Here is a 24,346-nt window from a genome sequence, read left to right as displayed (position 1 = left end):
CGGTTTTTGGGGCAAAATTGGGGATTGAATTTATGCTATTACTTAACCCACCTATGTATGATAACCTTATACGCACATCATTAAACTAAAATTATAGTTTTCATTTATTCCTATTAACTTAGATCTGTGAAGAAATTGAGCACCTTAATCGGAATAGTATTTCAAATATGCCTTTTTGCAGTAGCCAATGCTCAAAAGCTCCCCCTGATACAGCAGGCAAACGCCCGCGCTCCGCAAAATGCAAAGGCAGATGGCAGGTTAACGGAATGGACTAACATGCCCTGGGCCTATAATGAAACTAACCGCATTTATTATTTAGTAGCTAATGACGATGTAAACCTTTATTTGGCTATCCGTGGCGAAGGCGCACCTGTAACTACCAAGGTGCTTAACGGAGGCATCGCTTTCACTATCAGCCATACATTAGATAAAAAGGCGCGTGCAAAAGCGGCCGACAACGCAATTGTCACCTTTCCGGTTTCGCTTAACAATAGTGATATGATGAGTGTGGTTATGCCCATGCTTAGCTTAAGACAGTTTAAAGGCGATACCACAGCACACCACCGCGAGATTGACTCTATACGAACCATAGCCGGAAAACGGTTAACAACAGTACTTAAACAAATAGGCGTATCGGGCTTAAAGGGAATATCAGAAAGTACGTTACCTATTTATAATGATAAAGACATAGTGGCTGCAGGTAAGCTGCAAGGCGTGCAGCCCATTTTTGAAATTGCTGTACCCTTAAAATATTTAGGTTTGGATTTTATAAACAACAAAAACTTTAGCTATAGTATTAAACTTGATATACCGCCATTTGACCCAACCAAGCCACGGGAGAGTATAATGTCAGAAAGATTAGCCTCAATGCCGTCTATGGAGGTTAAATCAGGCCCTCCCCCTACAAGGGCCGGTTTACCCATGCGTGATGCTGATATGGATTACCAGGACCATAAAACTGAATTATGGGGCGAATATACGTTGGTGGAGAAATGACCGCTAATTCACAGTAACCCGCTCGACCGGTGTTGCCTTTTCCATATAAATTATAGCGTCGAAAGCTATATTGAGGCGCAGATTAATAAAACTTACCAGGTTAGCCTGCATGGGGCGTAACTCTGACAACCATTGTGCGGCCCCTGGGTTAGTTGCAGCAGATTTTAAGTTAAGCAAGAAGTTGGCGCGGCCTACCTTTGTCAGTGCACTTTCAAGGCTGTTGGGCTGGGTTATGCCATACGTAGAAGGCAAACTGATGCCGAAGATGACTAATTTATTGCCGTAAAAATCTCTGAGGAACTGACCGGTTACCTTGGGGGCCTTGCTTAACACATCCCAATCGCCGCCGGTTGTGGGTGCATTTTTAACATGGCCATTGTGTGAATAAACAAATACCTTCTTTTCCCTGGCGGCTATCCAACGAACATTCTCGGCCATTGACGAATCCCTTGCAGTTATAGCACGCCATGCATCGGGAGGTATTTTTGCAGAGGTCTCAGGCGGTGATACGCTAACAACCTGATCTGTTTGACGGGCTACTACAGCAGTTTGTAAAGCCAATTGATAGCCTTGTGCCGTACCCGCTTTTATATAATTTGCCTGGTGATTTTTAATTGTACCTATCAGCTCATCTAAAATTCTGCTCAACCGGTCTCCCTCAACCTTAGGCAACTTCGGATAATTTGCTACTGACATGCGCGGCAGAAACGGAGCCAGCATTTTTTCAAAACGCCTTGCCTCAGCAGGATCAACTTTTTTCAGATACGCCAACACCGCGTCAATTGCCGGGTGCGATGGGGTGGTGTCGCCCGGAAATCCTACCATTTGCACATCCATGCCGTAAAACTTTAGCTTATTTTTATGTGCAGGCTGCTGGTTATATTGCCGTATCCAATTGATCAATGCAATATCATCAATGGTGGGCTTTGCTATGGTTAAAGCCCCGGCAATTTGTGCAATATTGCCTGTTCCGCCGGCAATATAATCGCTCACAACCCTGCATTTGGCAAAATTAGCCTCCAATACTATGGTGGTAAAACCTTTCTTTTCAACCAGATATTTAAAAATTGCGTTACGTAAAGCAAGCATTTCGTGCAAGCCGTGCGCCGGTTCTCCTAAAGCTACAATGCGGGCATCGCCAACTGTATTGTTTATTTGTGACAGATTGGCTTTATCCAATTTTACCGCGTTAAGCGTAGCCCATTTTACAAAAGCCGAATCAGTTAAATAATTATTATTTGCTTGCGCGTGTGCCGATGAATGTGTTGCAAATATTATTGCAACTAATAGGGTAATGAAATACAGGCCTGGCTTCATTTTAGTATTTAAGTTGATTTAAGAATGTTAATACTTAGCGGATATTTATAATGCTGCCCGTTAATAACCTTTAACGTATTAATCAATATTACAGCTGCACTAAATAGGTTGAGAATGATAAGTAGCAGCGTTACTTTTATAAAAATTACCGAGGGAATAAAAATTGCTGGAGTTACCGCCAACATCTCATAAAGCAAAATGCTTAGTTGGAAATTGAGAACAGCGGTGCCATGCTCCCGCATTTTATCTACACTGTTCCTCTTTACTACCCAAATAAGCAATGGCGGTACCAACAGATTACCTAAACCACTTAAATGCAATAACGGCAGCCAAATACGCCCCTTGTTAATTTGGGGTTGGGGGGCGCAGGTATTACCTACGCTATTCAGCGTTTCAAAATCAACTTCCAGTGCTGCGGCTATACTCTGTAAAGTATAGGCCCGTGCATCAACTTCAGAATTTTCTATACGTTGAATGGTGCGGGCGCTTACATCCGTTTTGGCGGCTAAGTCTTCCTGCGTCATTCCTTTTTTTAACCGCAGTTCTCTAATAAACTCTCCTGTTTTCATACTGTAAAGTGCACAAATAACATCATATATCCGTTGCCAATCCAGTTACAAATGCACGACATTTGCACGACACAGCGTTGCATTACGTGTTGCAAACAATTATTTAATTAGTGTCATTGTTTTAAAGTGCATACAACCTAAAACGCCCCGCAGTTCTCTAGTGCGGGGCGTTTAATTTTTATAGATGCAGGTAATTTTATATCAAACCAATTGAGGGGCGGCATCGCCTTTTGCTCTCTTTTTACGCCTGGTTTTCTTTTTACCCCATTTACGATTATACCATATTATAAAACCGGTTACGGGTAAACTGGCGCCAATAAGGCAGGCAAATTCGGCCAGTATTTTGGTAGGCAGGCCCAATATCTGGCCGGTGTGGATATCAAAATTCATGCGGAACACCTTTTCGCCAAGAGAGGCTTCCGCATAAGGCAAAGCCGAGGGATTGGTAGGTGCAAGCGGCTTTAACGTGTACCTGTCAAAATAATAAATTGCCCGGTTATAATTAAGTGTACCATCGCCAAACTGAACAAATGACTGATAGGCTGCCTTTGTATTGGCCGGGAAAAGTATAGTTACTTTTGCAAAATCAGGATGCCTGGCAATGGCGTGGTTCCATATAAAGTCTTCATCATTTACGTGCTGTATACTGCCCACCAAAGTAGTATCCGAAAAAGGTTGAGGTTGTTTTGGTTCCTCCATCTTCTTCCAGGTTAGGCTGGTATAAATTCCTTTTTCAAACCATTCAAATGTAAACACCACGCCGGTTACCGTCATTGCCAAAACAAATAACATAGCATAAAATCCAAAAACGTTATGCAAATCAATGTTAAGCCGTTTCCAGTTGGCACTCCATTTTACTTTAAAAGCTTTTTCACGCGCTTTCCTATTCCATTTTACCGGGAACCACCAAATTATACCCGTAATAAGTGTAATTATAAAAATGATACATGCAGACCCAACTACAGGGCTTCCTATTTTTTGCGGCAGCCAAAAAAAGCGGTGCCCAGCCCGCACAAAAATGAAAAAATCATCGGCGGCAGACCTTTCGCGCTTATCGTAAACAACATAACCGGTATAAGGGTTCAGGTAAATAGCTGCATCACGCCCGCCGCCTAAATCGAATGTGCAAATAGCAGATTTTCCAGGCTTACCTATAACAACACTTTCTAAAGTATCAGCGTTTTCATGTTTTGCCTTCAGATATTTGCGCGAAAGCGCAACAAGCTCCGAGGGTTTCAGGTATTCCTTGTGCTGTACCTCTACCCGCTGGTAGGGTTCGGTAAAATACCACACCTCATAACGGGTTGCCCATATACCACCGGTTAAGCAAACCACAAAAACTATGATGCCCGAAAACAGGCCCAGCCAAAGGTGCAGCCATTCTGATACCCGGCGGAAGGTAGATTTTTTCTTAGCTGACGATCTTGGTTCGGTTGAAAGCATGCTATTTATTTTAAAGGCTCATCCCATTGGCAGAGATGAGCCATATTATTGATTTAGAATTTGAATGTTAAAGTGCCTATTACCTGGCGGGTTGTTTCGGGGATACCGTAGTTTGTCCAATAACGCTGATTGCTTAGGTTATTGCCTTTTAAACCAAAGCGCCATTTAGGCTGATCATAAAACAGTGAACCATTTACAACAGTGTAAGCAGGTATAACAATCAGGTTTTCAGCATCAAAGAAATTTTGTGATACATAGTTGCCGCCAAAACCTAAACCAAAGCCTTTTAATGCTCCATCTGGAAATTTGTAGCTTGCCCAAAGGTTACCGTATTTGGTAGGTACCTGTAACTGGTATTTACCTTCCAGAAACAGTACCGGGTTGGCATTAAAAGTAGCCTTTGTTATTTTATACTCGTTTGTAGCATAACCGGCAATAATGTTCAGGCCCGGCAGCGGGTTGGCAATAATCTCTGCTTCTAACCCTTTGCTTCTTGAGTTTCCATCCTGAACAGCAAAACCATCTACAGTTCTGGTGTCGTTATTTATCTTAATATCATAGTAGCTCAAGGTAGCGCTTAACATCTTGTTGAAAAGCTCAGCTTTAACACCACCTTCTAACTGATTTGCCTGGCGTGGCTTAAATACGCTTACCGAACCATTTGGCTGTGTTGCGGGTTGCACATTTTGAAAACCATTCATATAATTACCAAAAAGGGTAACCTGATCTTTAACAACCTGGTACGTTAGGCCCAATTTTGGCGAGAACGCGGTTTGATTGTAATTGCCTGATGTGGCAGGTACAGGATTATTTCTGGGTATGTCGTTTTCAAAACGGTCAACACGTAAGCTTACCATTGCAGCTAAACGATCTGTTACATTCAACACGTCAGACACGTATGCGCTGTAAGACCGCTGGTTGCCTTCACTTTGCGTTTGGGTAGCAGCCGCGTTAAGGTTGTCCAGCTTTTCAAGGTTAATACCCGGAATCGGAACGCCCCGAACAGGGGTTAACACATCATAAGTACCTGCATTGCTAAAGCGCAAAAAGCTGCGGAATGAGTAAAAATTAACCCCGGCCACCATGCGATTACGCAAGCTGCCAATCTTAAAATCACCGTTAAAGTTTTGCTGAAGGTTGATAGAAGAAAAATTACGGGGACCATAGCTAAATACCGAACGGTTAAGCGAGTTAACCGGAGTAGCATTCCATTGCAGATATACCTGGTGACTGTGCTCTATGCGATTCTCGCCAAATGAAAAACTGGTGGTTGATGTCCAGTTGTCAGACATTTTATATTTAGCCTCGCCATAATAGTTAACAGCTGTAAGCGCAGCACCCAAATTTGCCCCGGTTAAAGAAACGTTGAAATCGATAGGGATATCGTTGAAATTTCTATAAGTTGAACGCGCTAAAGTTTGGTGGTAGGCAACGGTAGACCTATCTGTTTTACTAAACTCAGCCTCTAACAAGAACGTCAACCTGTCGCTTACTTTGTATAAAAAGCTTGGCGCAAAAGTGGTCATGTTTTTATGGCCGAAGTTTTGAAAAGTATTTTCTTTGTGCGATGCAGCGTTAATACGCAGCAAAGCGGTTTTTTCTTTGTTTAAAGGCGTGTTTACATCCGCGGTAAAACGGCTAAGCTGATAGCTGCCTAATGATACCCCTACCTCGCCTTTAAAGGTTTCAAACGGTTTTTTTGTTACTTGGTTAACCAAACCGCCAAAACCAACAATGCTTGAGCCAAATAAGGTAGCTGCGGGGCCTTTTATAATCTCAACACGCTCTAAATTGATCGGATCGCTTTGGTAAGATTGAACCGCCATACCGTTTCTAACAGTAGTGGTAGCATTAAAGCCCCTGATTGTACCGCCTGAGCCGCCCGCAGGATTGTTATTGGGTATAACGCCCGGCGAGTTACGCAGTATCTCTTTAATATCAACTATTTGTTGTTCTGCTATCAGCTCTTTACTTACGCTGGTATAAACCTGCGGATTCTCTAAGTTTTCCAGCGGCATGCGTGCCACCTGTTCACTTTTTTTACGCGCGAATTTGTTAGCTATATCTGATGTGATGCTTACTTCCTGCAATTGCTCAGAGGTTTGCGATAAAACCAGGCTCACCGCGTTTCTGCGACCGGCTGTTACCGTAACCTGTGTTTGCTGCGGTGCCAAACTTAAAAACCTGGCTTCAACCGTGTGGGTACCTGCCGGCACGCGGCTAATAGTGAACTCGCCGTTCTCGTTGGTGGCTGTGCTTAATTTAAGGGCGGGTATTGATACAGTGGCCATTTCAACAGGCGCACCGTCTGTAGTTTTTACAACGCCGCTTATACTACCATTTTGCTGTGCATTAGCTGCAGTGAAAGCGAATGCTAAAAAGATAATTGTTATAAGCGAAAATATTTTTTTTGGTAGATAGGTTGATGTAAAAGTATTACTGCATAGTAATAAAGATTTCATAGTTTTGATTAATTGATGAATGGATTGGATTGATCTGTTGTCGAGGGCCGGTGTGATGTTTGGCGACGGATCACCGGCTTTTTTGTAGGTTGAAATTTTATGTTGGGGTGAGCATTAGTTTCATATGACAAAGTAAGTTTTTATTTAGATTAAATCCAAATAGTAAAAAGTATTTTTTTCATTACGCTAGTTTTCAGCATTTTATCGCCTTTTATTCGTTAGCAAAATCGTCACTCTAATAACCTTACCCAAGCGAAGCTTTAGCAATAGATTTTAAAAATGTTAGATAGCGCATATTTATGATTATTAAACCCTGGCGATTTGTTAGAGACAAAATGATTATTTTTGAGTGTCTTCCATCCAAATAAACCATCTAACCTATTTAGCCATGCAACAGCGATACCACCACAGCAGTAACGAAGTAAAAGGCATGAATACTGCCGACCTACGTGAGCATTTTCTGATTGAGGAAATGATGAAACCCGGCAAGATGTGCTTTACTTACAGCCATTACGACAGGATAATTATTGGCGGCGCTGTGCCGGAAGCCGAAGAGCTACCCCTCAAAAACATGGCGATGCTTAAAGCGGACTATTTTTTAGAGCGCCGCGAAATGGGTGTTATTAATGTGGGAGGACCGGGCACAATAACGGTTGACGGCGTTCTTTATAACCTGGAAAAAAAAGATTGCCTGTACCTGGGCCGCGGAAGTAAAGAAGTAAATTTTTCATCGGTTTTGGCTGATGAACCGGCGGTTTTTTACATGCTTTCTACACCTGCACATGTGGCCTACCCCACCAGCTTATTAAAAGCGGAGGATGCCAGCCCCATGACAATCGGATCTGTAGAAACATCTAACCACCGCACGGTTTACAAATATATTTTTGCTGATGGTATAAAAAGCAGTCAGTTGGTGATGGGTTTAACTGTTTTAAATACGGGCAGTGTTTGGAACACCATGCCCGCCCACACACACGACCGCCGTATGGAAGCGTATTTTTATTTTGATGTACCTAAAGGACAAACCGTATTTCATTTTATGGGGCAACCGCAGGAAACACGACACATTACCGTTCATAATCATCAGGCAATTATTAGTCCGCCGTGGTCTATCCATTCTGGCTGCGGCACAAGCAATTACGCTTTTATATGGGGTATGGCCGGCGAGAACCAGGACTACAGCGATATGGACGTTGTAAATATTACGGAATTGAAATAAGTCACCTGATTAAGGACGGCTATTCACTGTTGCAAAGGCGTTGCAAAAAACGGGCAAAAAACACCATTTATAACTATCTGATAAATAAATAGTTATTTAAATTTTACAGCTAAAACTACTGACGAATAAGTGTGTTGCAAAGTGTTGCATGTTAAAACACGTAATAGTTATAAAACACTTATAATCAATTACATAAAAAAACAACTGTTGCAAGTGTTGCAAAGTGTTGCCTATATTTCTGCAACACCTTTAAACAAAAAAAGCGACGGTTTTAAACCGTCGCTTTTTCAAATATGTTAAACCGGTCAACCGGTCAATAACCAACTAAAATTAGTACTGCCACAAGTTAAGCTCCCAATCAAAAAGCTCCTTTTTAAGGCGTTCAGACTCGTATAGGCGGTCAATACCCTGGGCGTAATCCTTTATACGCTCATCCCTGTCATTTGATACTTTAACTATAACGCTGCTGAAAATGCGTTTAACAAACATATCATCAAAGCTCAGGCTGGTAGCATCGTTATTACGATTAAAGGCCTCCTTGGTTACCAATATATGGCGTGCCGCCGGGAAGTATACCCAAAAAGCAGGTTGATAATCTAAGTTAATGTTAACGCCACCTGTTCTCTCTTTTATCATAGGTGCAAGCCCTATAATGCGTGGTTCCATAACACCCCGTTGCTTATCAAATACCCAATCTTCCTTAATTCTGAACCTAACTACACTATCAGGGTTAAACTGCCCCGCTACCATTGATGAGCTTGTTATATTGCCGTCTCTATCTCTTTTTTCCACCAAACTGCTATCGGCCATTGTTGCATAAGCTTTTTCCGGGGTCAATGGCACAGAAAAACTATCGCCATTAGGGTCTTCCTTGGTAGGGATAGGAGAATATGCAGTAAGTTCGCCCGCTTTTATGGCATCCATTAAAACGTCTATCAGCCTTGCCTTCGGCGAAGCCAGATATTGGTTCATTTTTTCGCGTACATCAATTTCGCGCCATACCCGTTTGGCAAAAGCTACATCACTTTCCCTTAAATTAGCGTAAGGGGTTGCCTTGGCCTGCGCAAAGCTTTCCTTTTTATAATAACCGTCCTGCGGGCGGTCAAAAGGTTTAGGGGCTTCTGCTGTTACAGGCGCAATAGCTACTTTAGGTGTAGTATCAAGTGGTGCAATGGTATTATCGCGTTGCGATGCACCTGCAGCCACCCTGGCAGGTGTGTTTTTTTTAGGAGCCGGCTTTGCAGCCCTGTTTCTTGTTTGAGCAAATGATGTTACAAAAGCTAAACACAATCCTCCTATTAATAACGTCTTTCTCATATGCTTTTTAATTTGCATTTATAACTATCGGATCCAATGCATTTTGTACGCCGTCTGGCCCTACCCCTATTATATCCGTAAATACTACGGTGGTGTTAGGTGTAACAGTATTCATTATCTGGTGCATTGCCGGCGTTAATTCATCGCCATTGGCTACCAACCTTACTACGTCTTGCCTCGGCTTTAGAATCAACAAGGTAAAACGCGTAACCCTAAACTTAGCGTCAAAATCAAAGCCATCCAATTTAGCTATCACGTAATCTTGCGCCTTTATATTGGCTGAGCTGATTGTTCCGCCAGATTTACCGGCAAACTGAGCTTTAGGCGGTGGGATACGTTTAACACGGAACAAGGTTGATCCTAATACCGACGTTTTTCCCGGAGCCAACTCGCCGGATACACTAACGGTAGCTGTTCCCGGACTAGTTACGTTAACCGTATACTGCCCATTTGCACCACTAATGTTGCCGCTGCTTATGCTCAGTCTTAACTTATCTTTAGCTATTCCCGGCGCAGATACCGATACCGGGTTAGGTACACCTATGTACAATACGTTCATTTTATCAGGCGATACTACCGCTGACGGACGTGCTACTGTATAGGTTTGCGGCTGGGTTGTATATGTTTTTATACTGCCGTCGTTTTGTTTAACCTTAATGGTACCTATCCAGGTATGAACCCCCTCGGCGCTTGTGCTACCTGAGTATTTTCCTCTTCCGGCTTCGGTAGGCAGGTTTGATCCGCCAACACTAATATCAGGTGACGATTTAGAATCAGACGCCGTTAAAAACACCTCAGCTGTGTAAGGCTGCCCAACCAGCACATAGCTGCTTGGAGCCACAGCAACTGCCGAAAACTGATCCAGATTTACTACTGCCTGGTCAACTTCGCCTAAAATCTTTTTAACAACTTCGTTCTCGGCATTCTTCGTATCAGCCTGAACTTTAACCAGAGCGGTCATAGCCGCGCCCATTGGTATACCTTGCCCAAAATTGGCGTTTTCCCAATCTCTGTTTGGAAAGCCTTTTCTTTCGGCAGGAGCGTCTGCACGTAGTGCCAGATTTATACCGTTGCGTTCCTTATCGTTCAATAGGGCAAGCAGCTTCTCTCTTGTTTCGTCAATTTTTTTATGCAGGTCGTAAGCTTTTTTTCCGTCAACCAAAATGTGTACCGGTACGTCGGTATTCTCTCTGCCTTTATAATCGTTTATAGCTTCATCAAAGCCGCCCGTTTTGTCTTGCAGTTCTGTTTTAATAGACTCAACGTAATTCGTCAACTCATCAGCCAGTTTAGTAGCCTGTTTTGCTCTCGCGTAAATTGGTTTGGCGCGCTCGGCTTGTTCAACCATTTTGGTTTTCTCAAAAGCCGTGTAGGTGTTATCAATGCCGGTTTGAACATTCTTTTTTGAAGCGCTTAAGCTATCGCTTATATTTTTGAAGGCATCCATCAAATTATCGGGTATACTTAAAGCTATTAAGCCTAAAAGTACCAGATAAAGGATACCTATCATTCGCTGCCTTGGGGTTTCTCTGCCTCCCGCCATGTTTTATAATCTAATTAAATAGTGAGGGTCAATTATTTAATTAACACGTGGTTGATTCATGGCCGTAAGCATATTGCCGTAAATAGCGTTTAGCGATGACAGATTTTTTGCCAACCTGCCAACTTCATCCTTAAACTGTTTTGAATCGTCTAATGACTCATTAAAGTTGTTCATCGTCAATGAAAGATTTTGATAAAATTTATTCATTGATTTTAGATGAGCGCTTGAATCCTGCAATTCCAGTTCATATACCGCGTTCAGGGCAGAAAGATTTTTAGCTAAATTATTTACCTGCTCATGATAAGCTTTTGAATCAACACTTGAATCTGCAAGTTCTGATAAATTACCAGATGCTTTTTCAAATGCTACGCTTAGTTTATCATAGCTGGCTCCGGCTGATTTCACTTTCTCGGTAAATGCTATAGTAGCTTCGCCTGCGTCAGTTACTTTTGATATCGCATTAACTTTGTCGCCAAAAGTACGCAGTCCTTCGCTTAGGCTACCAATTAGTTCGGGGCCAATTTTTGCATCAGCAAGCATTTTATCTAAGGCAGCTGTGTTTGAAAAATTATCTCCGGCGGTTACAGTCTTAACAGATGCTTTGGGCAATACACCATCATATTCCTCATCAAGTTCAGGATAAACACGTGCCCAATCAACTTCTGATGGTTGGCGCTGAAACCCAAGTATTGCAAATAATATTGCTTCTGCTCCCAAACCTACTGTAATAAATATTTCGCTGTAAGGCCAGTGCTGTATTTTGAATAGAAGGCCTATAATAACTACAGTAGCGCCCCATGAAATAATGTTACCTATTTCAACTTTAAATTTCTTTTTGCCAGCCATAAATTTCTGAAGAGTGAGTAATAATTTATAATTGTTTTTTTGATCGATTAGCGTCTGTCCAGAAGGTCGCGGCCCTGGAATTTAGTTACACAACGGAATCCGATATAAGATTTTGCAGTATCCTGATATTCGTAGGCACGAGATGAGTTTTGAAGGAAGTAACCTATATCTTTCCAGGAACCGCCTCTTACTACTTTACGCTTCATAACCTCAGGGTCTTTAGCTTTAGCATCATAGTGGAAAGTTGGAGCCAGATCGTTTACAAATGTTGAGGCCGATGCATCGTAGGCTGATGAGGTCCACTCGGCTACATTACCTGCCATGTTATATAAGCCAAAATCATTAGGAAAATAAGACCGCACCTTTACAGTATACGTGCCACCATCATCAGAGTAATTACCGCGACCAGGTTTAAAGTTGGCTAACAGGCAACCTTTTGCATTTTTAATATATGGGCCGCCCCACGGGTAATCTGTACCTATCCTGCCACCACGCGCGGCATATTCAAACTCTTCTTCTGTTGGCAGATCGTAAGGTGCCCTTTTGGCCAAACGCCTGGAGTCTTTATAAGCTTCGTTATAACGTGTACGCCATACGGTAAATGCCTTTGCCTGGCGCCAGGTTACACCCACAACCGGATAATCACGGAAAGATGGGTGAGAAAAATAACCTTCTACCATTGGCTCGTTTGCCGCGTAAGAGAAATCGCTCAGCCAAACCAGCGTATCAGGGTAAATAGCTACCGTGTCCCGCATTATAAAGTCTGAACGTTTTTTTGTCTTATCGTATTTATTGTTGGCTGCTTCGCGCAGTTCCATTACAGAGTAGTTATATTTTATCAGCCTTACATCTATCTCGTCGCGATCAAAAACCCTATCGTCGCCCTGGTAATACATTGCCTGTAGTTTTTGGCGATTATCCTGCTGTCCCTTGCGTGCAGCAGACCAAATAGGGTTACGGCGCACATATTCCCAATTAATGTATTGTTTGCCTCCGGCGCTTACTGTAGGCGCGGTCGCCCCTTTAGGCGTAATGTAATATTTAGGATCATTAAGATAATTAACAATGGCAATAGAATCTCTCACCCAGTTAACAAATTGACGATATTGACTATTTGTAATTTCGGTTTGGTCCATAAAAAAGGCAGGTATAGTAACCTGCTTTGTTTGGGCAATTTGAGCAAACGTAACATCCTGATCTGTTTGACCCATTAAAAAACTGCCACTCGGCACATACACCATGCCATATGGAACCTCGGCCCTAAAGGCCCTTGCCGGGACCCCGACCACTTCACCCCGATCTGCCGAACTGCCGCAACCGGCTAATACTCCTGCAGATAAAACAGCAATCAAAAAATAAATGTGCTTCATTTCTAACAAATAAAACCTGTGAATAGCAACCTTTATTGCTATTGGCTCCTCTAATATATTAAATAAGTTTACTCAAACGCAAAAACGTTGCTAAAATAACATAATTTATCTTTTTAGCACATAAATAAGTTTTTGCTTAAAACATTAAAACAAAATACTGATTAAACTCATTACCAACTATTTAGGCAATATTACTTCCTCTTTATACGGGAAAACGGCCTAAAAAGTTTGTGCAATGTATGAAATAAGCGGAAATTATTTGTTTACCTGTTTAACATATTGCTCTATCGCCATGGTCATTGATGGAGCAGCGGGTGTTGGGGCTGGTATATCCAATATTAAACCCGCCTCTAAAACAGCTTTATGCGTTGTAGCGCCAAAAGCTGCAATACGCGTGTTGTTTTGCTTAAAATCTGGAAAGTTTTTATAAAGCGATTGGATACTTGACGGACTGAAAAACGCGATAACGTCATAAAAAACCTCAGCAAGGTCTGACAGATCACTGCAAACGGTACGGAAAAGCACGGCCGGAGTAAAGTCATACCCATTTTCTAACAAAAACTTCTGGGTTTCCTCGGCGGCCACATCAGAGCAAGGGTATAAAAATTTCTCGCCGGAATGCTTTTTCAGCACTTCGGCCAGGTCGCTGGCGGTTTGCTTACCGAAAAATATTTTTCGTTTGCGGTACTGGATATATTTTTGAAGATATAGCGCAATGGTTTCTGAAAGGCAGAAATACTTCATATCAACCGGCACTTCAAAACGCATTTCTTCGCAAATGCGGAAAAAATGATCGGCCGAATTACGACTGGTAAAAATTACAGCAGTAAAATCGGCAAGATTGATCTTGTCTTTTCTAAAGTCTTTAGCCGGTACGCCTTCCACATGTATGAAAGATCTGAAATCAATTTTCAGATTGTGCTTTTTTGCAAGCTCGGCATAAGGGTTTTTATCATTTTCGGGTTTTGATAATGTAACCAATATGCTTTTTACCTTTTTCTTTCTCTCTTCCAATTCTTTCTCTGTATAAACTTAAATATTATATTTCAGCGCCTTGATCAAAATTAAAATAGGGCAAATTTCGAGGGCACAAAGATAGATAAATAAATAAAATTTATGAAATCGAATATTCGAAATAATATTCATGCTGCTTCGCAGGTAAAGCCAGGCAAAAACCACAATCAATAATATAAAAACCACTGCTAGTAAAGTAGGGATAAAAACAGCACTTAATAGGCTGAAACACAGCGTTACAGGTAAAAAAACAAAGGCCGCGTTAAAATAAGTAAGATAAAGTAATGAGATATATTCCTTTACCACATTCTTTGCATCAAAAATAAATCCCAACATCTTCAATACCAAAAATTTGGCGGCAAATAATACTACTATAACGGTTGCCAGCCACAAAAATAAGCCCAAACCGCTAATGCTGTAATAAACATTTTTGTAACTGGCCAGCTGGTATAAAAACAAACCAAACGTTAATCCAAACAAAGCAAATAAGCCAATAAAGGCGCCGGCGCTTATGGTACTTTCTTCTTTACCACTTAATTGCGACAGACTACGTTTGCTGTAAAATGACCGGAACACCTGCTTAATTTCGGCATTCCATATTAAGTTAAGCAATGCCGCGTAAAGCAACAGGGCCAGCAAAACTATTATTACCCATTTGTCTCGCGAGTAACGAATATGACCATTGCCGAACATGCTTTTGCTTTTGTAGGGTATGTCTAAAAAATTGCGCCCATGGTATAGGTGCTCATTTACATACTCGGCTATGTACCTGTTGGTTGTATTCTCGTCGGGAAGCCGTACGTATTGCAGGGCAATTGAGTCGGCAATTAGCTTCGCCCTGGCCTCGCTGGCCAATACCATCGAGTCGAGCACTGAAAGTTTTCCTGTATCCGCTATCAGATTTCTGTAGGTTCTGCGCCTGGGCAGCGAGTCGCGCTGAGCAAATGTTGCAGATGCAGTTACGGTTAACAACAGAAAAAGGAGAATTATGCGCATTTATAAGCCTGCATAAGCAATTGCAGCAAAAGTACCTAAATTATACACTTATCAGAAAGCGCTTTTATACAATATCCGCTTTATCAACTCAACAACTGCACATCTGTATGCCCATATTTTATTTCCGCTCCTTTTTCAACCACGTTTGATAGGCTGCTTTTCCGCGTTCAAATTCTGCCGCTGTTGAATAAAATCTATGCGATTTATCCTCCTTGTCAACATTTAAAACGTAATAAATATAGTTTGTAGTGGCAGGATAAAGGGCTGCTTTGATGGAACTTTCAGAAACTGACGAAATCGGCCCCGGAGGAAGACCGATAATTTTTCTGGTATTGTACGGGGAATTTGACTCCAGGTCGCTTTTATTTATTACCCCATCCCAACGGTTTTCCATCTTGGCTATGTAAACAGCCGTCTGGTCTATCCCAAGCGGCATCCCTTTTTTAAGGCGATTATAGATTACCGAGGCTATAACGGGTCGTTCTTCGTCCAACCGCGATTCTGTTTCAACAAGAGAAGCAATGGTAATTATCTGGTGCGGTTTAAGTTTCAGTTCAGACGCTCTATCTGCATACTCAGGCTTCCACACCTTTTTAAACTCCTCAACCATTTGTTTTATGATAGCCTGAGTAGTAACAGCGCGCGGAAAATTATAAGTATTAGGGTACATATAACCCTCCAGATTTTTAGCTTGCGGAGCTATATCTTTAATAAGCGAAATATCCTCCGTAAGTTTCAATACAGCATCTTCACCGGCAGCTTGATTTTGAGGGAATTGCCCGGTTATTCTTTTAGCAATGTCAAAGCGGGTAAAACCTTCGGGAATGGTTAATTTAACAGTTCGCAGTTTTCCACTTTTAAGCTCGCTCAATACCTCAAGCGGTGTAATTGGCGAGTTGAACAGATATTCTCCCGCCTGCATCTCTTTGCCCGTACCTGTAATTTTCAGATATATTTTCAACGGAATTGGAGAGGAAATAATGCCTTCTGAAGTAAGCTTAACGAGTATTTGTCCGGGTGATGAGCCTTGTGGAATTTGTATGTATTGGTTATTCTTATTGTGCGAATAAGGCGCATTTAAAGATCTATAGATCCAAAATGAAAAAACAAGGATTACAAGAATCGCTAAAACACTAATAAATTTTAAAATTTTCATTGACCGAAGCTCCTTTTACGTACTAACAGGTAATTAATATCAACTAAGATAGAACAAGTTTTTTTACGATCGAGGTATTTTCATCAGGGCATATATTTTTAATAACCTAACCATTTGCATAGCTGCATATTTGCACATCTGCACATTATCCTATCTTTGTCCCCAATGGCCGGTATCTACCTACACATTCCATTTTGCAAGCAGGCGTGCTATTATTGCGATTTTCATTTCAGCACTTCTTTAAAATACAAAGACGAGCTTTTGCAGGCGCTTATTAAAGAGATATCGCTCCAAAAAAACTATCTGCAGGGCGAAACTATTGAAACCATTTACTTTGGCGGCGGCACCCCTTCAATACTGAATGAAAGTGAGTTGAACCACCTGCTTGAGGCTATACATAACAACCACACGGTAGCAGCCAATGCAGAAATAACACTGGAGGCTAATCCCGATGATCTGGATAAGGCTAAAGTTAATGCACTGCGGCAAACGCCTGTTAACCGTTTTAGTATTGGGATACAGTCTTTTTTTGATGATGATCTACAATGGATGAACAGGGTTCATCGCGGCGGCGAGGCAGAGGCATCAGTAAAACGTGCACAGGATGCGGGATTTGAAAATATTACCATAGACCTTATCTATGGTTATCCGCTGCTTACTGAACAAAAATGGAAGCACAATATGGCCAAAGCGTTTGAGTTGGAGGTACAGCATGTATCGGCCTACTCCATGACGGTGGAACCCAGAACGGCATTGGCTTCCTTTATCAACAAAAAAGTTTACCCGCCGCTTAATGATCAACAAAGCGCCCGTCAGTTTGAACAACTTACCGATGCAATGGCTACACATGGCTTTGAACATTATGAGATATCTAACTTTTGCAAGCCCGGGCAATACTCGCGGCACAATGCTAACTATTGGCGGGGCGTAAAATACCTGGGTATCGGGCCATCAGCGCACGCTTTTAATGGTGATACGCGGCAATGGAATGTTGCCAATAACGCGAAGTATATCCAGTCCCTTCAAAACAATACTATTCCTGCCGAGGTGGAAGAATTGACAGAAGGCAACCGTTTAAATGAATATATTATGACCTCATTACGCACCAAGTGGGGGCTTGACCTGGATAAGCTGAACGCGATTGCACCGGCATCGGCAAATGTGCTGCTAAAAGCCGCCGACTCTTATTTCGACCGCGGGTGGATAACGAAAAAAGAAAATATTATTTACCTCACCCCAACCGGAAAACTCTACGCCGACGCCATAGCAGCCGACTTGTTTTTTTGATAAAATACTGTTTATCAGCGCATTGATAATTGGCGCGTACCTACGCAATTACAGGGTGTTTGGTTTAAAAATACCTAAAACCTGCCGCTCTTAGAAACCTTCCTACAAAAAAAACCGACCGGGGACAGCCCGTCGTATCTGCTATCAAACAACAAGAAATTTTAAAAACCTATGAAAAAATTATTTATCGCGGCGTTTGCTTTAGCAGCTATTGCAATTAGCCCAAAAACTTTTGCTCAAACCAAAATGGTAGGCGGCGCGGCCATGTATCCAACAAAAGATATTGTTGATAATGCCGTAAACTCTAAAGATCATACCACATTGGTTGCTGCAGTTAAAGCCGCAGGTTTGGTAGAAACTTTAAAAGGTAAAGGCCCATTCACCGTTTTTGCACCTACCAACGAAGCATTTAATAAACTTCCAAAAGGTACCGTTGAAACATTGGTAAAACCAGAGAACAAAGCAACGCTAACCAAAATTTTAACTTACCACGTAGTTGCCGGTAAATGGAGCGCTGCTGAAATTGCTGCAAAAATAAAAGCAGGTAAAGGTTCTTTTGAAATTACTACAGTGCAGGGTGGTAAACTTTGGGCTAAAGAAGAAGGCGGCAAAGTATACTTGGTTGACGAAAAAGGCGGAAAATCTTGGGTAACCATTGCTGACGTTTTTCAAAGTAATGGTGTAATACACGTAGTTAATACCGTATTAATGCCTAAGTAAATTATTCTATCTACCTAATGAAACAAAGAGGCTTCCCATGTGGAGGCCTTTTTTGTTGTATCAGAATTTATTTATTGCTTATAGGGTTACTTTTTATTGCTTTTTGGTATCAATTAAAAAACGAAAACAACCCCACAAACACCGGCCGGTACCAAGGGGATTTTAAACCTGATTTAAAATCTTTAAACATTATGAAAGCAAAATTATTAGTGATGCTGGCCGGCATCGCCATGCTCGCCGCATGCAAAGGTTATGAAGAAAAAGCAGCTATGGATATTGACAGCCTGATGCAGGATACCATGCTGGTTAAAACCGCGGATATGCAGTTAAAAGTTAAAAACGTTCAGTTGGCTGCCGAAAAAATATCAAAGCTGGTTAGTCAGAAAGAGGGTATGGTGATGCACCACAATATGCGATCGGAAATAGTAAGCAGCCGTGAGATTAAATTAAGCGACGATTCTATAAAGAAACTCACTGTTTTTAATACCTATGCTGATATGACGGTTAAGGTTCCGTCCAATTTTATTGAAGCGTTTATGGATTCAATAAATCATTTAAGCACGTACGTTGATACACGCACCATGGATGTTGAAGACCATACTATCGACTACGTTGCAGAAGTTTTAAAGACCAACAACAGGGAAAAATCTGTAAAGCTACGCGAAAAAATTAAACCCACAACCAATACAACTGCGGATAGCATTTTAGCCGTAGCTGATAACATTGTAGACAGGAAAGTAGCCAACCTCCGTACGGAGCAAGCCGCTAACTACAGCACATTAACTTTAAAGCTTTCCGAAAATAATATTGTTAAAGCAGAAGTTTTGGCTAACGAAGATCTGAGCACCTACAGTCTGCCATTAACTAAACGGATAGGCCTGGCACTTTCAACAGGATGGTTTTATTTTACTGAGTTTGTTATAGGTGTTTTGCACCTTTGGCCCTTCATTATTGCAATAGCAGCAGTTACGTATGGTGTAATTGTTTTCAGAAAGAAAAAAGCTGCTAAACAGGTTTCTGCATAGTTTTTGTCATTACGAGGCATGAAGCGATCGCGAACTGAGCACAAGGCTTTTTTCCGTGCGATTGCTTCGTACCTTGAAATGACAATTTAAAATTTATATCAGATCAAACCCTATGTCTTTCCTAAAGTATACGCCATCATAATATATACGGCTGGCATCTGCAGTTGCCTGCTGTAAGGCATTGAACAGATTGTCCTGCAAGGTAGTGATGGCCAATACCCTACCACCGGTAGCTATTACCTCCCCTTCGGCATTTAAGGAAGTTCCGGCGTGGAATACCTGCGAACCGCGCACATTCTCAATACCTGTTATCACTTTATTTTTCAAATATTCACCGGGATAGCCACCCGCAACGCATACTATGGTAACAGCAACTTTATCAGATATGGCTAGCTCTTTTTCGTTAAGGTTACCTTCGGCTACGCCTGATAAAAGATCAAGAAGATCCGTTTCCACACGCAACAATACGCTTTCTGTTTCCGGATCGCCCATGCGGCAGTTATATTCTATCATGTACGGATCGCCATCGCAATTCATCAGGCCGATAAAAATAAATCCTTTATAAGGTATGCAGTCCTTTTTCAAACCTTCAATGGTCGGTATGATCACTCTGTCCTCTACCTTTTTTATAAATTCCTCATCTGCAAACGGCACCGGCGAAATAGAACCCATACCACCTGTGTTCAAACCCGTATCACCCTCGCCAATGCGTTTATAATCTTTAGCTGATGGTAATATTTTATAATTGTTGCCATCCGTTAAAACAAAAACAGACAGCTCAATACCCTGCAAAAACTGCTCAACAACCACCTTAGCGCTTGCAGCGCCAAACTTGGCATTGGTAAGCATTTCAACCAGTTCCAATTGTGCTTCTTCAACGGTAGTGCATATCAATACTCCTTTACCCGCGGCCAAGCCATCGGCTTTTAAAACAACAGGCAAGCCAATTGTGGCGACGTAGGCCAGGCCATCCTGTAAAGTATCCTGCGTAAAGGTTTTTGAAGCTGCAGCCGGGATATTGTGCCTCGTCATAAACTGCTTGGAGAAATCTTTACTCCCCTCTAACTGGGCACCTTCGCTTTGCGGGCCTATCACCGGGATATGTTTTACCTGTTCATCGTTCAGAAAAAAATCGTGGATCCCTTTAACCAAAGGTTCTTCCGGGCCAACTAAAACCATATCAATAGCATTAGCCAAGGCAAACTGTTTATGGCCTTCAAAATCAGTAACGGCAATATTAACATTGGTGCCATACTGCCCGGTACCGGCATTACCGGGAGCAATAAAAAGTTGACTGCATTTAGGGCTTTGGCTTAGTTTCCAGGCAAAGGCGCTTTCGCGACCGCCCGAACCGATGATAAGAATATTCATGCGGGCAAAGATAATATTTGATGGGCAGATGTGCGAATGTGCAGATGTGCGGATTTTTAATAAGCAGATATGCAAATATGAAGATGCGAAATAAGAAAATTTGAAAAATACCGTTACCCTTTGGTCAATAATAGCTCAACATTAAAATTAAAGAATTGACGGGCATTTGCACGTACGCACATCTGCATATTTGCACATTAATTCTATCTTTGCCTGCCATTATGACTTTTTGATTACCAATGGCGCAGTTATTGAGTTAGCTGCTGCAACAACCAAATATTATGTTAAATTTTATCAGTAAGCTTTTCGGAAGCAAATCAGAACGGGACGTAAAAGCTATTACGCCTATAGTAGAGAAAATAAAGGCTGAGTTTGCCAAGCTTGATCAGTTGAGTAACGATGAACTGCGGGCCAAAACCATATATTTTAAAGAAACTATAAAGGAAGGTCTGGCAAAAATAGATGCTGAGATACTGGACGCGAAAACCCGCAGCGAAGAGGATCTTAAACTGGAAGTAAGCGAAAAAATTGAGCTGTACACCTTATTAGATAAGTTACAGAAAGACAGGGATAAAGAACTGGAAGTAATATTGATGGAAATTCTTCCGCAGGCTTTTGCGGTGGTTAAAGAAACCGCCCGCAGGCTTAAAGAAAATGAAACCATTGAAGTTACCGCTACCGATTTTGACCGCGAGCTGGCCGCAAAAAAACAAAACGTTATAATAAAAGGCGATAAGGCTATTCACCATAACAAATGGCTGGCTGCAGGTAATGAGGTTACCTGGAACATGGTACATTATGATGTACAGCTAATAGGGGGTGTTGTATTACACCAGGGTAAAATATCAGAAATGGCTACAGGCGAGGGTAAAACTTTGGTGGCTACTTTGCCTGCTTACCTTAACGCGCTGGCCGGTCAGGGTGTGCATATTGTAACCGTGAATGACTATCTGGCACGCCGTGACTCTGAATGGATGGGGCCCTTGTATGAATTCCACGGCTTATCAGTTGATTGTATTGATAAACACCAACCTAACGGCGAAGAGCGGCGCAAAGCTTATTTAGCTGATATTACTTTTGGTACCAATAACGAGTTTGGTTTTGATTACCTGCGTGACAATATGACACGCAGCCCGGAAGAACTGGTACAGCGCAAGCTACACTACGCAATGGTGGATGAGGTTGACTCGGTATTAATTGATGATGCCCGTACTCCGTTGATCATTTCGGGACCTGTACCGCGTGGTGACGAGCATGAGTTTTACGAATTAAAACCGCGCATTGAGCGTTTGGTTAATGCCCAGCGTAATTATATAACCGGCGTATTAAACGAAGCTAAAAAAGCGATTGCCAGCGGTAATACAGGTGTTGAAGAAGGCGGTTTAGCTTTATTACGCGCCCACCGTGGTTTACCTAAAAATAAAGCCTTAATAAAATATTTGAGCGAGGGCGGGAACCGCAGCTTACTGCAAAAAACAGAAGGTTATTACATGCAGGACCAAAATAAGGAAATGCCTAAAGCTGATGCTGAACTGTTTTTTGTTATAGATGAAAAGAACAATCAGGTTGAATTAACTGAAAAAGGTATAGAATTGATCACCGCTTCAGGCGAAGACCCGTCTTTCTTTGTGATGCCTGATGTAGGTACAGAGATAGCTGAGATTGAAAAATCAGGCCTTTCTGCCGAAGAAAAACTGGCAACTAAAGATGCGCTGATGCGCGATTTTTCTATCAAATCTGAACGTATCCACTCGGTTAATCAGTTATTGAAAGCTTATACCTTATTTGAAAAAGATACCGAGTATATTCTTGATGAAGGCAAAGTAAAGATAGTTGATGAGCAAACCGGCCGTGTGTTGGATGGCCGCAGATACTCTGATGGTTTGCACCAGGCTATTGAGGCTAAAGAGAATGTGAAAGTAGAAGATGCTTCACAAACTTTTGCAACCATTACCCTGCAAAACTATTTCAGGATGTACCACAAGCTTTGCGGCATGACGGGTACCGCTGTTACCGAAGCAGGAGAGTTTTGGCAGATCTATAAACTCGATGTGGTTGAAATACCAACCAACACGCCAACCAGCCGTGCAGATATGCAGGATCTGGTTTATCGTACCATTCGCGAAAAATACAATGCCGTTGCCGATGAAATAGTTAAATTAACTACAGAGGGTCGCCCGGTATTAGTGGGTACAACATCTGTTGAGATATCTGAATTATTGAGCCGTATGCTTAAGCTGCGTGGCATAAAACACAATGTTTTGAATGCCAAAATGCACCAGAAAGAGGCCGATATTGTTGCAGAGGCCGGTAAAGCCAGTACGGTAACCATTGCTACCAACATGGCTGGCCGTGGTACGGATATAAAATTAGGCGAGGGTGTAAAAGAAGCCGGTGGTTTAGCCATTGTGGGTACTGAGCGCCATGAGAGCCGCCGTGTTGACCGCCAGTTACGTGGTCGTTCAGGCCGCCAGGGCGACCCGGGTTCATCTCAGTTCTTTGTATCGTTAGAGGATAACCTGATGCGTTTGTTCGGCTCAGAAAGGATCTCTAACCTGATGGTGCGTATGGGTATTGAGGAGGGTGAAGTGATACAACACTCTATGATCTCCAACTCAATTGAGCGGGCACAGAAAAAGGTAGAAGAGAACAACTTTGGTATACGTAAACGCTTGCTGGAGTATGACGACGTAATGAACTCGCAGCGTACCGTTGTTTATTCTAAACGTAAAAACGCTTTGTTTGGCGAGCGCCTGGATGTTGACCTTAACAACACCATTTTTGATGTAGTTGAGGATGTAGTAACCGAGTATAAAGAACAAAACAACTTTGAAGGCTTTACCTTAGAACTCATCCGCTTGTTCTCTGTAGATACAGAGATCAGCCAGGAGGATTTTACAGGAACAACACTAAGCAAATTAGTTGATAAGGTATTTGCAGAGGTATCAGATTTCTACAAACGCAAGTCTGAAGCGATAGCGCAACAGGCTTACCCGGTATTAAAAGATGTTTATACATCGCGCGGAAGTGTTATAGAAAATATAATGGTACCGTTTACAGATGGTGTGCATGGTTTACAGGTAGCGGTTCCGCTTAAAAAGGCGGTAGATAATGGTGGTGTTGAAGTGGTAAAATCATTCGAGAAAAACGTTACCCTCTTCCTGATAGATGATGCCTGGAAAGAGCACCTGCGTGAAATGGACGAGTTAAAGCAATCTGTGCAGAACGCCGTTTACGAACAAAAGGACCCTTTACTGGTTTATAAGTTTGAAGCATTTGAGCTGTTCCGCCAGATGCTGGCCACTGTTAATAAAGAGATAGTGAGCTTCCTTTTCAGAGGTGGCATTGCCAGCCAGCAGGAACCGGAGCAAATACAGGAAGCAAAGCCTCAGCCTAAAACTGATATGCGTAACATGCGCACTTCAAAACCCGAACTGGTTGGCGAGGGTGACGGTGGTGGTCTGCCTGATGAGTTGCGCGAAATACAAAAAGCGGCACCGGTTAGGGTAGAGCAGAAAATAGGGCGTAATGACCCTTGCCCTTGCGGAAGCGGAAAAAAATATAAAAACTGCCACGGTGTAGGTATGGCGTAAGCCTTTAGTAATCAACTGTCATTGCGAGGTATGAAGCAATCGCGAACTTTGCATGAACGCTTGCATGCTTGCGATTGCTTCGTACCTCGCAATGACACATTA

Annotated in this window: 18 protein-coding genes; 6 read left to right on the top strand and 12 right to left on the bottom strand. The window is 42.1% G+C overall.

The genetic code is table 11. The annotated features are described in order from the left end of the window. The first annotated feature begins 135 nt into the window (after positions 1 to 135). A complete protein-coding gene (locus ACFQZS_RS01015; RefSeq protein ID WP_377096340.1) occupies positions 136 to 996 on the top strand; it encodes a hypothetical protein in 861 nt (286 codons plus the stop codon). 3 nt (positions 997 to 999) lie between these two features. On the opposite strand, the gene ACFQZS_RS01010 is transcribed toward ACFQZS_RS01015, so the two are convergent. The 4 genes from ACFQZS_RS01010 to ACFQZS_RS00995 form a co-directional block, all read right to left on the bottom strand. After that, on the bottom strand, positions 1,000 to 2,313 hold the full coding sequence (locus ACFQZS_RS01010) for an erythromycin esterase family protein (protein WP_377096339.1): 1,314 nt from the start codon (positions 2,311 to 2,313) through the stop codon (positions 1,000 to 1,002). Positions 2,314 to 2,321: 8 nt separating this feature from the next. After that, positions 2,322 to 2,882, bottom strand: a complete 561-nt coding sequence (locus ACFQZS_RS01005; RefSeq protein ID WP_377096336.1) for a DUF4870 domain-containing protein — start codon at positions 2,880 to 2,882, stop codon at positions 2,322 to 2,324. 201 nt (positions 2,883 to 3,083) lie between these two features. Continuing rightward, positions 3,084 to 4,325, bottom strand: a complete 1,242-nt coding sequence (locus ACFQZS_RS01000; RefSeq protein WP_377096334.1) for a PepSY-associated TM helix domain-containing protein — start codon at positions 4,323 to 4,325, stop codon at positions 3,084 to 3,086. Positions 4,326 to 4,378: 53 nt separating this feature from the next. Further along, entirely contained in the window at positions 4,379 to 6,787 is a 2,409-nt protein-coding gene (locus ACFQZS_RS00995; protein ID WP_377096331.1) for a TonB-dependent siderophore receptor, read from the bottom strand. 388 nt (positions 6,788 to 7,175) lie between these two features. On the opposite strand from ACFQZS_RS00995, the gene kduI reads away from it, so the two are divergent. Beyond that, positions 7,176 to 8,006 (top strand): 5-dehydro-4-deoxy-D-glucuronate isomerase, encoded by an 831-nt coding sequence (kduI, locus tag ACFQZS_RS00990; protein WP_377096328.1) that lies wholly within the window; start codon positions 7,176 to 7,178, stop codon positions 8,004 to 8,006. 330 nt (positions 8,007 to 8,336) lie between these two features. Here kduI and porN read toward each other — a convergent pair whose 3' ends face one another. The 7 genes from porN to mltG all read right to left on the bottom strand — a co-directional run bounded on the left by porN (position 8,337) and on the right by mltG (position 16,248). Beyond that, positions 8,337 to 9,323, bottom strand: a complete 987-nt coding sequence (gene porN, locus ACFQZS_RS00985; RefSeq protein ID WP_377096325.1) for a type IX secretion system ring subunit PorN/GldN — start codon at positions 9,321 to 9,323, stop codon at positions 8,337 to 8,339. A 7-nt stretch (positions 9,324 to 9,330) separates the two neighbouring features. Then, positions 9,331 to 10,866, bottom strand: coding sequence for a type IX secretion system motor protein PorM/GldM (gene porM, locus ACFQZS_RS00980; RefSeq protein ID WP_377096322.1), 1,536 nt, complete (start codon positions 10,864 to 10,866; stop codon positions 9,331 to 9,333). 36 nt (positions 10,867 to 10,902) lie between these two features. After that, positions 10,903 to 11,712 (bottom strand): type IX secretion system motor protein PorL/GldL, encoded by an 810-nt coding sequence (gene porL, locus ACFQZS_RS00975; protein ID WP_377096320.1) that lies wholly within the window; start codon positions 11,710 to 11,712, stop codon positions 10,903 to 10,905. Positions 11,713 to 11,759: 47 nt separating this feature from the next. Next, positions 11,760 to 13,082, bottom strand: a complete 1,323-nt coding sequence (gene porK / locus ACFQZS_RS00970; RefSeq protein WP_377096317.1) for a T9SS ring complex lipoprotein PorK/GldK — start codon at positions 13,080 to 13,082, stop codon at positions 11,760 to 11,762. A 255-nt stretch (positions 13,083 to 13,337) separates the two neighbouring features. After that, a complete protein-coding gene (locus tag ACFQZS_RS00965; RefSeq protein WP_377096314.1) occupies positions 13,338 to 14,096 on the bottom strand; it encodes a uroporphyrinogen-III synthase in 759 nt (252 codons plus the stop codon). An 18-nt stretch (positions 14,097 to 14,114) separates the two neighbouring features. Beyond that, positions 14,115 to 15,092, bottom strand: a complete 978-nt coding sequence (locus tag ACFQZS_RS00960) for a DUF4271 domain-containing protein (RefSeq protein ID WP_377096311.1) — start codon at positions 15,090 to 15,092, stop codon at positions 14,115 to 14,117. Positions 15,093 to 15,210: 118 nt separating this feature from the next. Further along, a complete protein-coding gene (gene mltG / locus ACFQZS_RS00955) occupies positions 15,211 to 16,248 on the bottom strand; it encodes an endolytic transglycosylase MltG (RefSeq protein WP_377096309.1) in 1,038 nt (345 codons plus the stop codon). A gap of 165 nt (positions 16,249 to 16,413) precedes the next feature. Between mltG and hemW the strand changes: the two genes are divergently transcribed. The 3 genes from hemW to ACFQZS_RS00940 all read left to right on the top strand — a co-directional run bounded on the left by hemW (position 16,414) and on the right by ACFQZS_RS00940 (position 19,280). After that, a complete protein-coding gene (gene hemW, locus ACFQZS_RS00950; protein ID WP_377096306.1) occupies positions 16,414 to 17,535 on the top strand; it encodes a radical SAM family heme chaperone HemW in 1,122 nt (373 codons plus the stop codon). Positions 17,536 to 17,706: 171 nt separating this feature from the next. Further along, positions 17,707 to 18,255 (top strand): fasciclin domain-containing protein, encoded by a 549-nt coding sequence (locus tag ACFQZS_RS00945; protein WP_377096303.1) that lies wholly within the window; start codon positions 17,707 to 17,709, stop codon positions 18,253 to 18,255. Positions 18,256 to 18,446: 191 nt separating this feature from the next. Further along, a complete protein-coding gene (locus tag ACFQZS_RS00940; RefSeq protein ID WP_377096300.1) occupies positions 18,447 to 19,280 on the top strand; it encodes a DUF4349 domain-containing protein in 834 nt (277 codons plus the stop codon). Between the two features lie 93 nt (positions 19,281 to 19,373). Here the strand turns inward: ACFQZS_RS00940 and purD are convergent, their stop codons facing one another. Continuing rightward, a complete protein-coding gene (purD, locus tag ACFQZS_RS00935; protein ID WP_377096297.1) occupies positions 19,374 to 20,651 on the bottom strand; it encodes a phosphoribosylamine--glycine ligase in 1,278 nt (425 codons plus the stop codon). Between the two features lie 281 nt (positions 20,652 to 20,932). Between purD and secA the strand changes: the two genes are divergently transcribed. After that, positions 20,933 to 24,244: a preprotein translocase subunit SecA gene (gene secA, locus ACFQZS_RS00930; protein ID WP_377096295.1), complete on the top strand. Its 3,312-nt coding sequence runs from the start codon at positions 20,933 to 20,935 to the stop codon at positions 24,242 to 24,244. Positions 24,245 to 24,346: the final 102 nt, after the last annotated feature.

This window comes from Mucilaginibacter calamicampi, from assembly GCF_042676765.1.
GTDB lineage: Bacteria > Bacteroidota > Bacteroidia > Sphingobacteriales > Sphingobacteriaceae > Mucilaginibacter > Mucilaginibacter calamicampi.
Note: the sequence above shows the minus strand (reverse complement) of the source record. Positions and strands in the feature narration are given on the sequence as shown.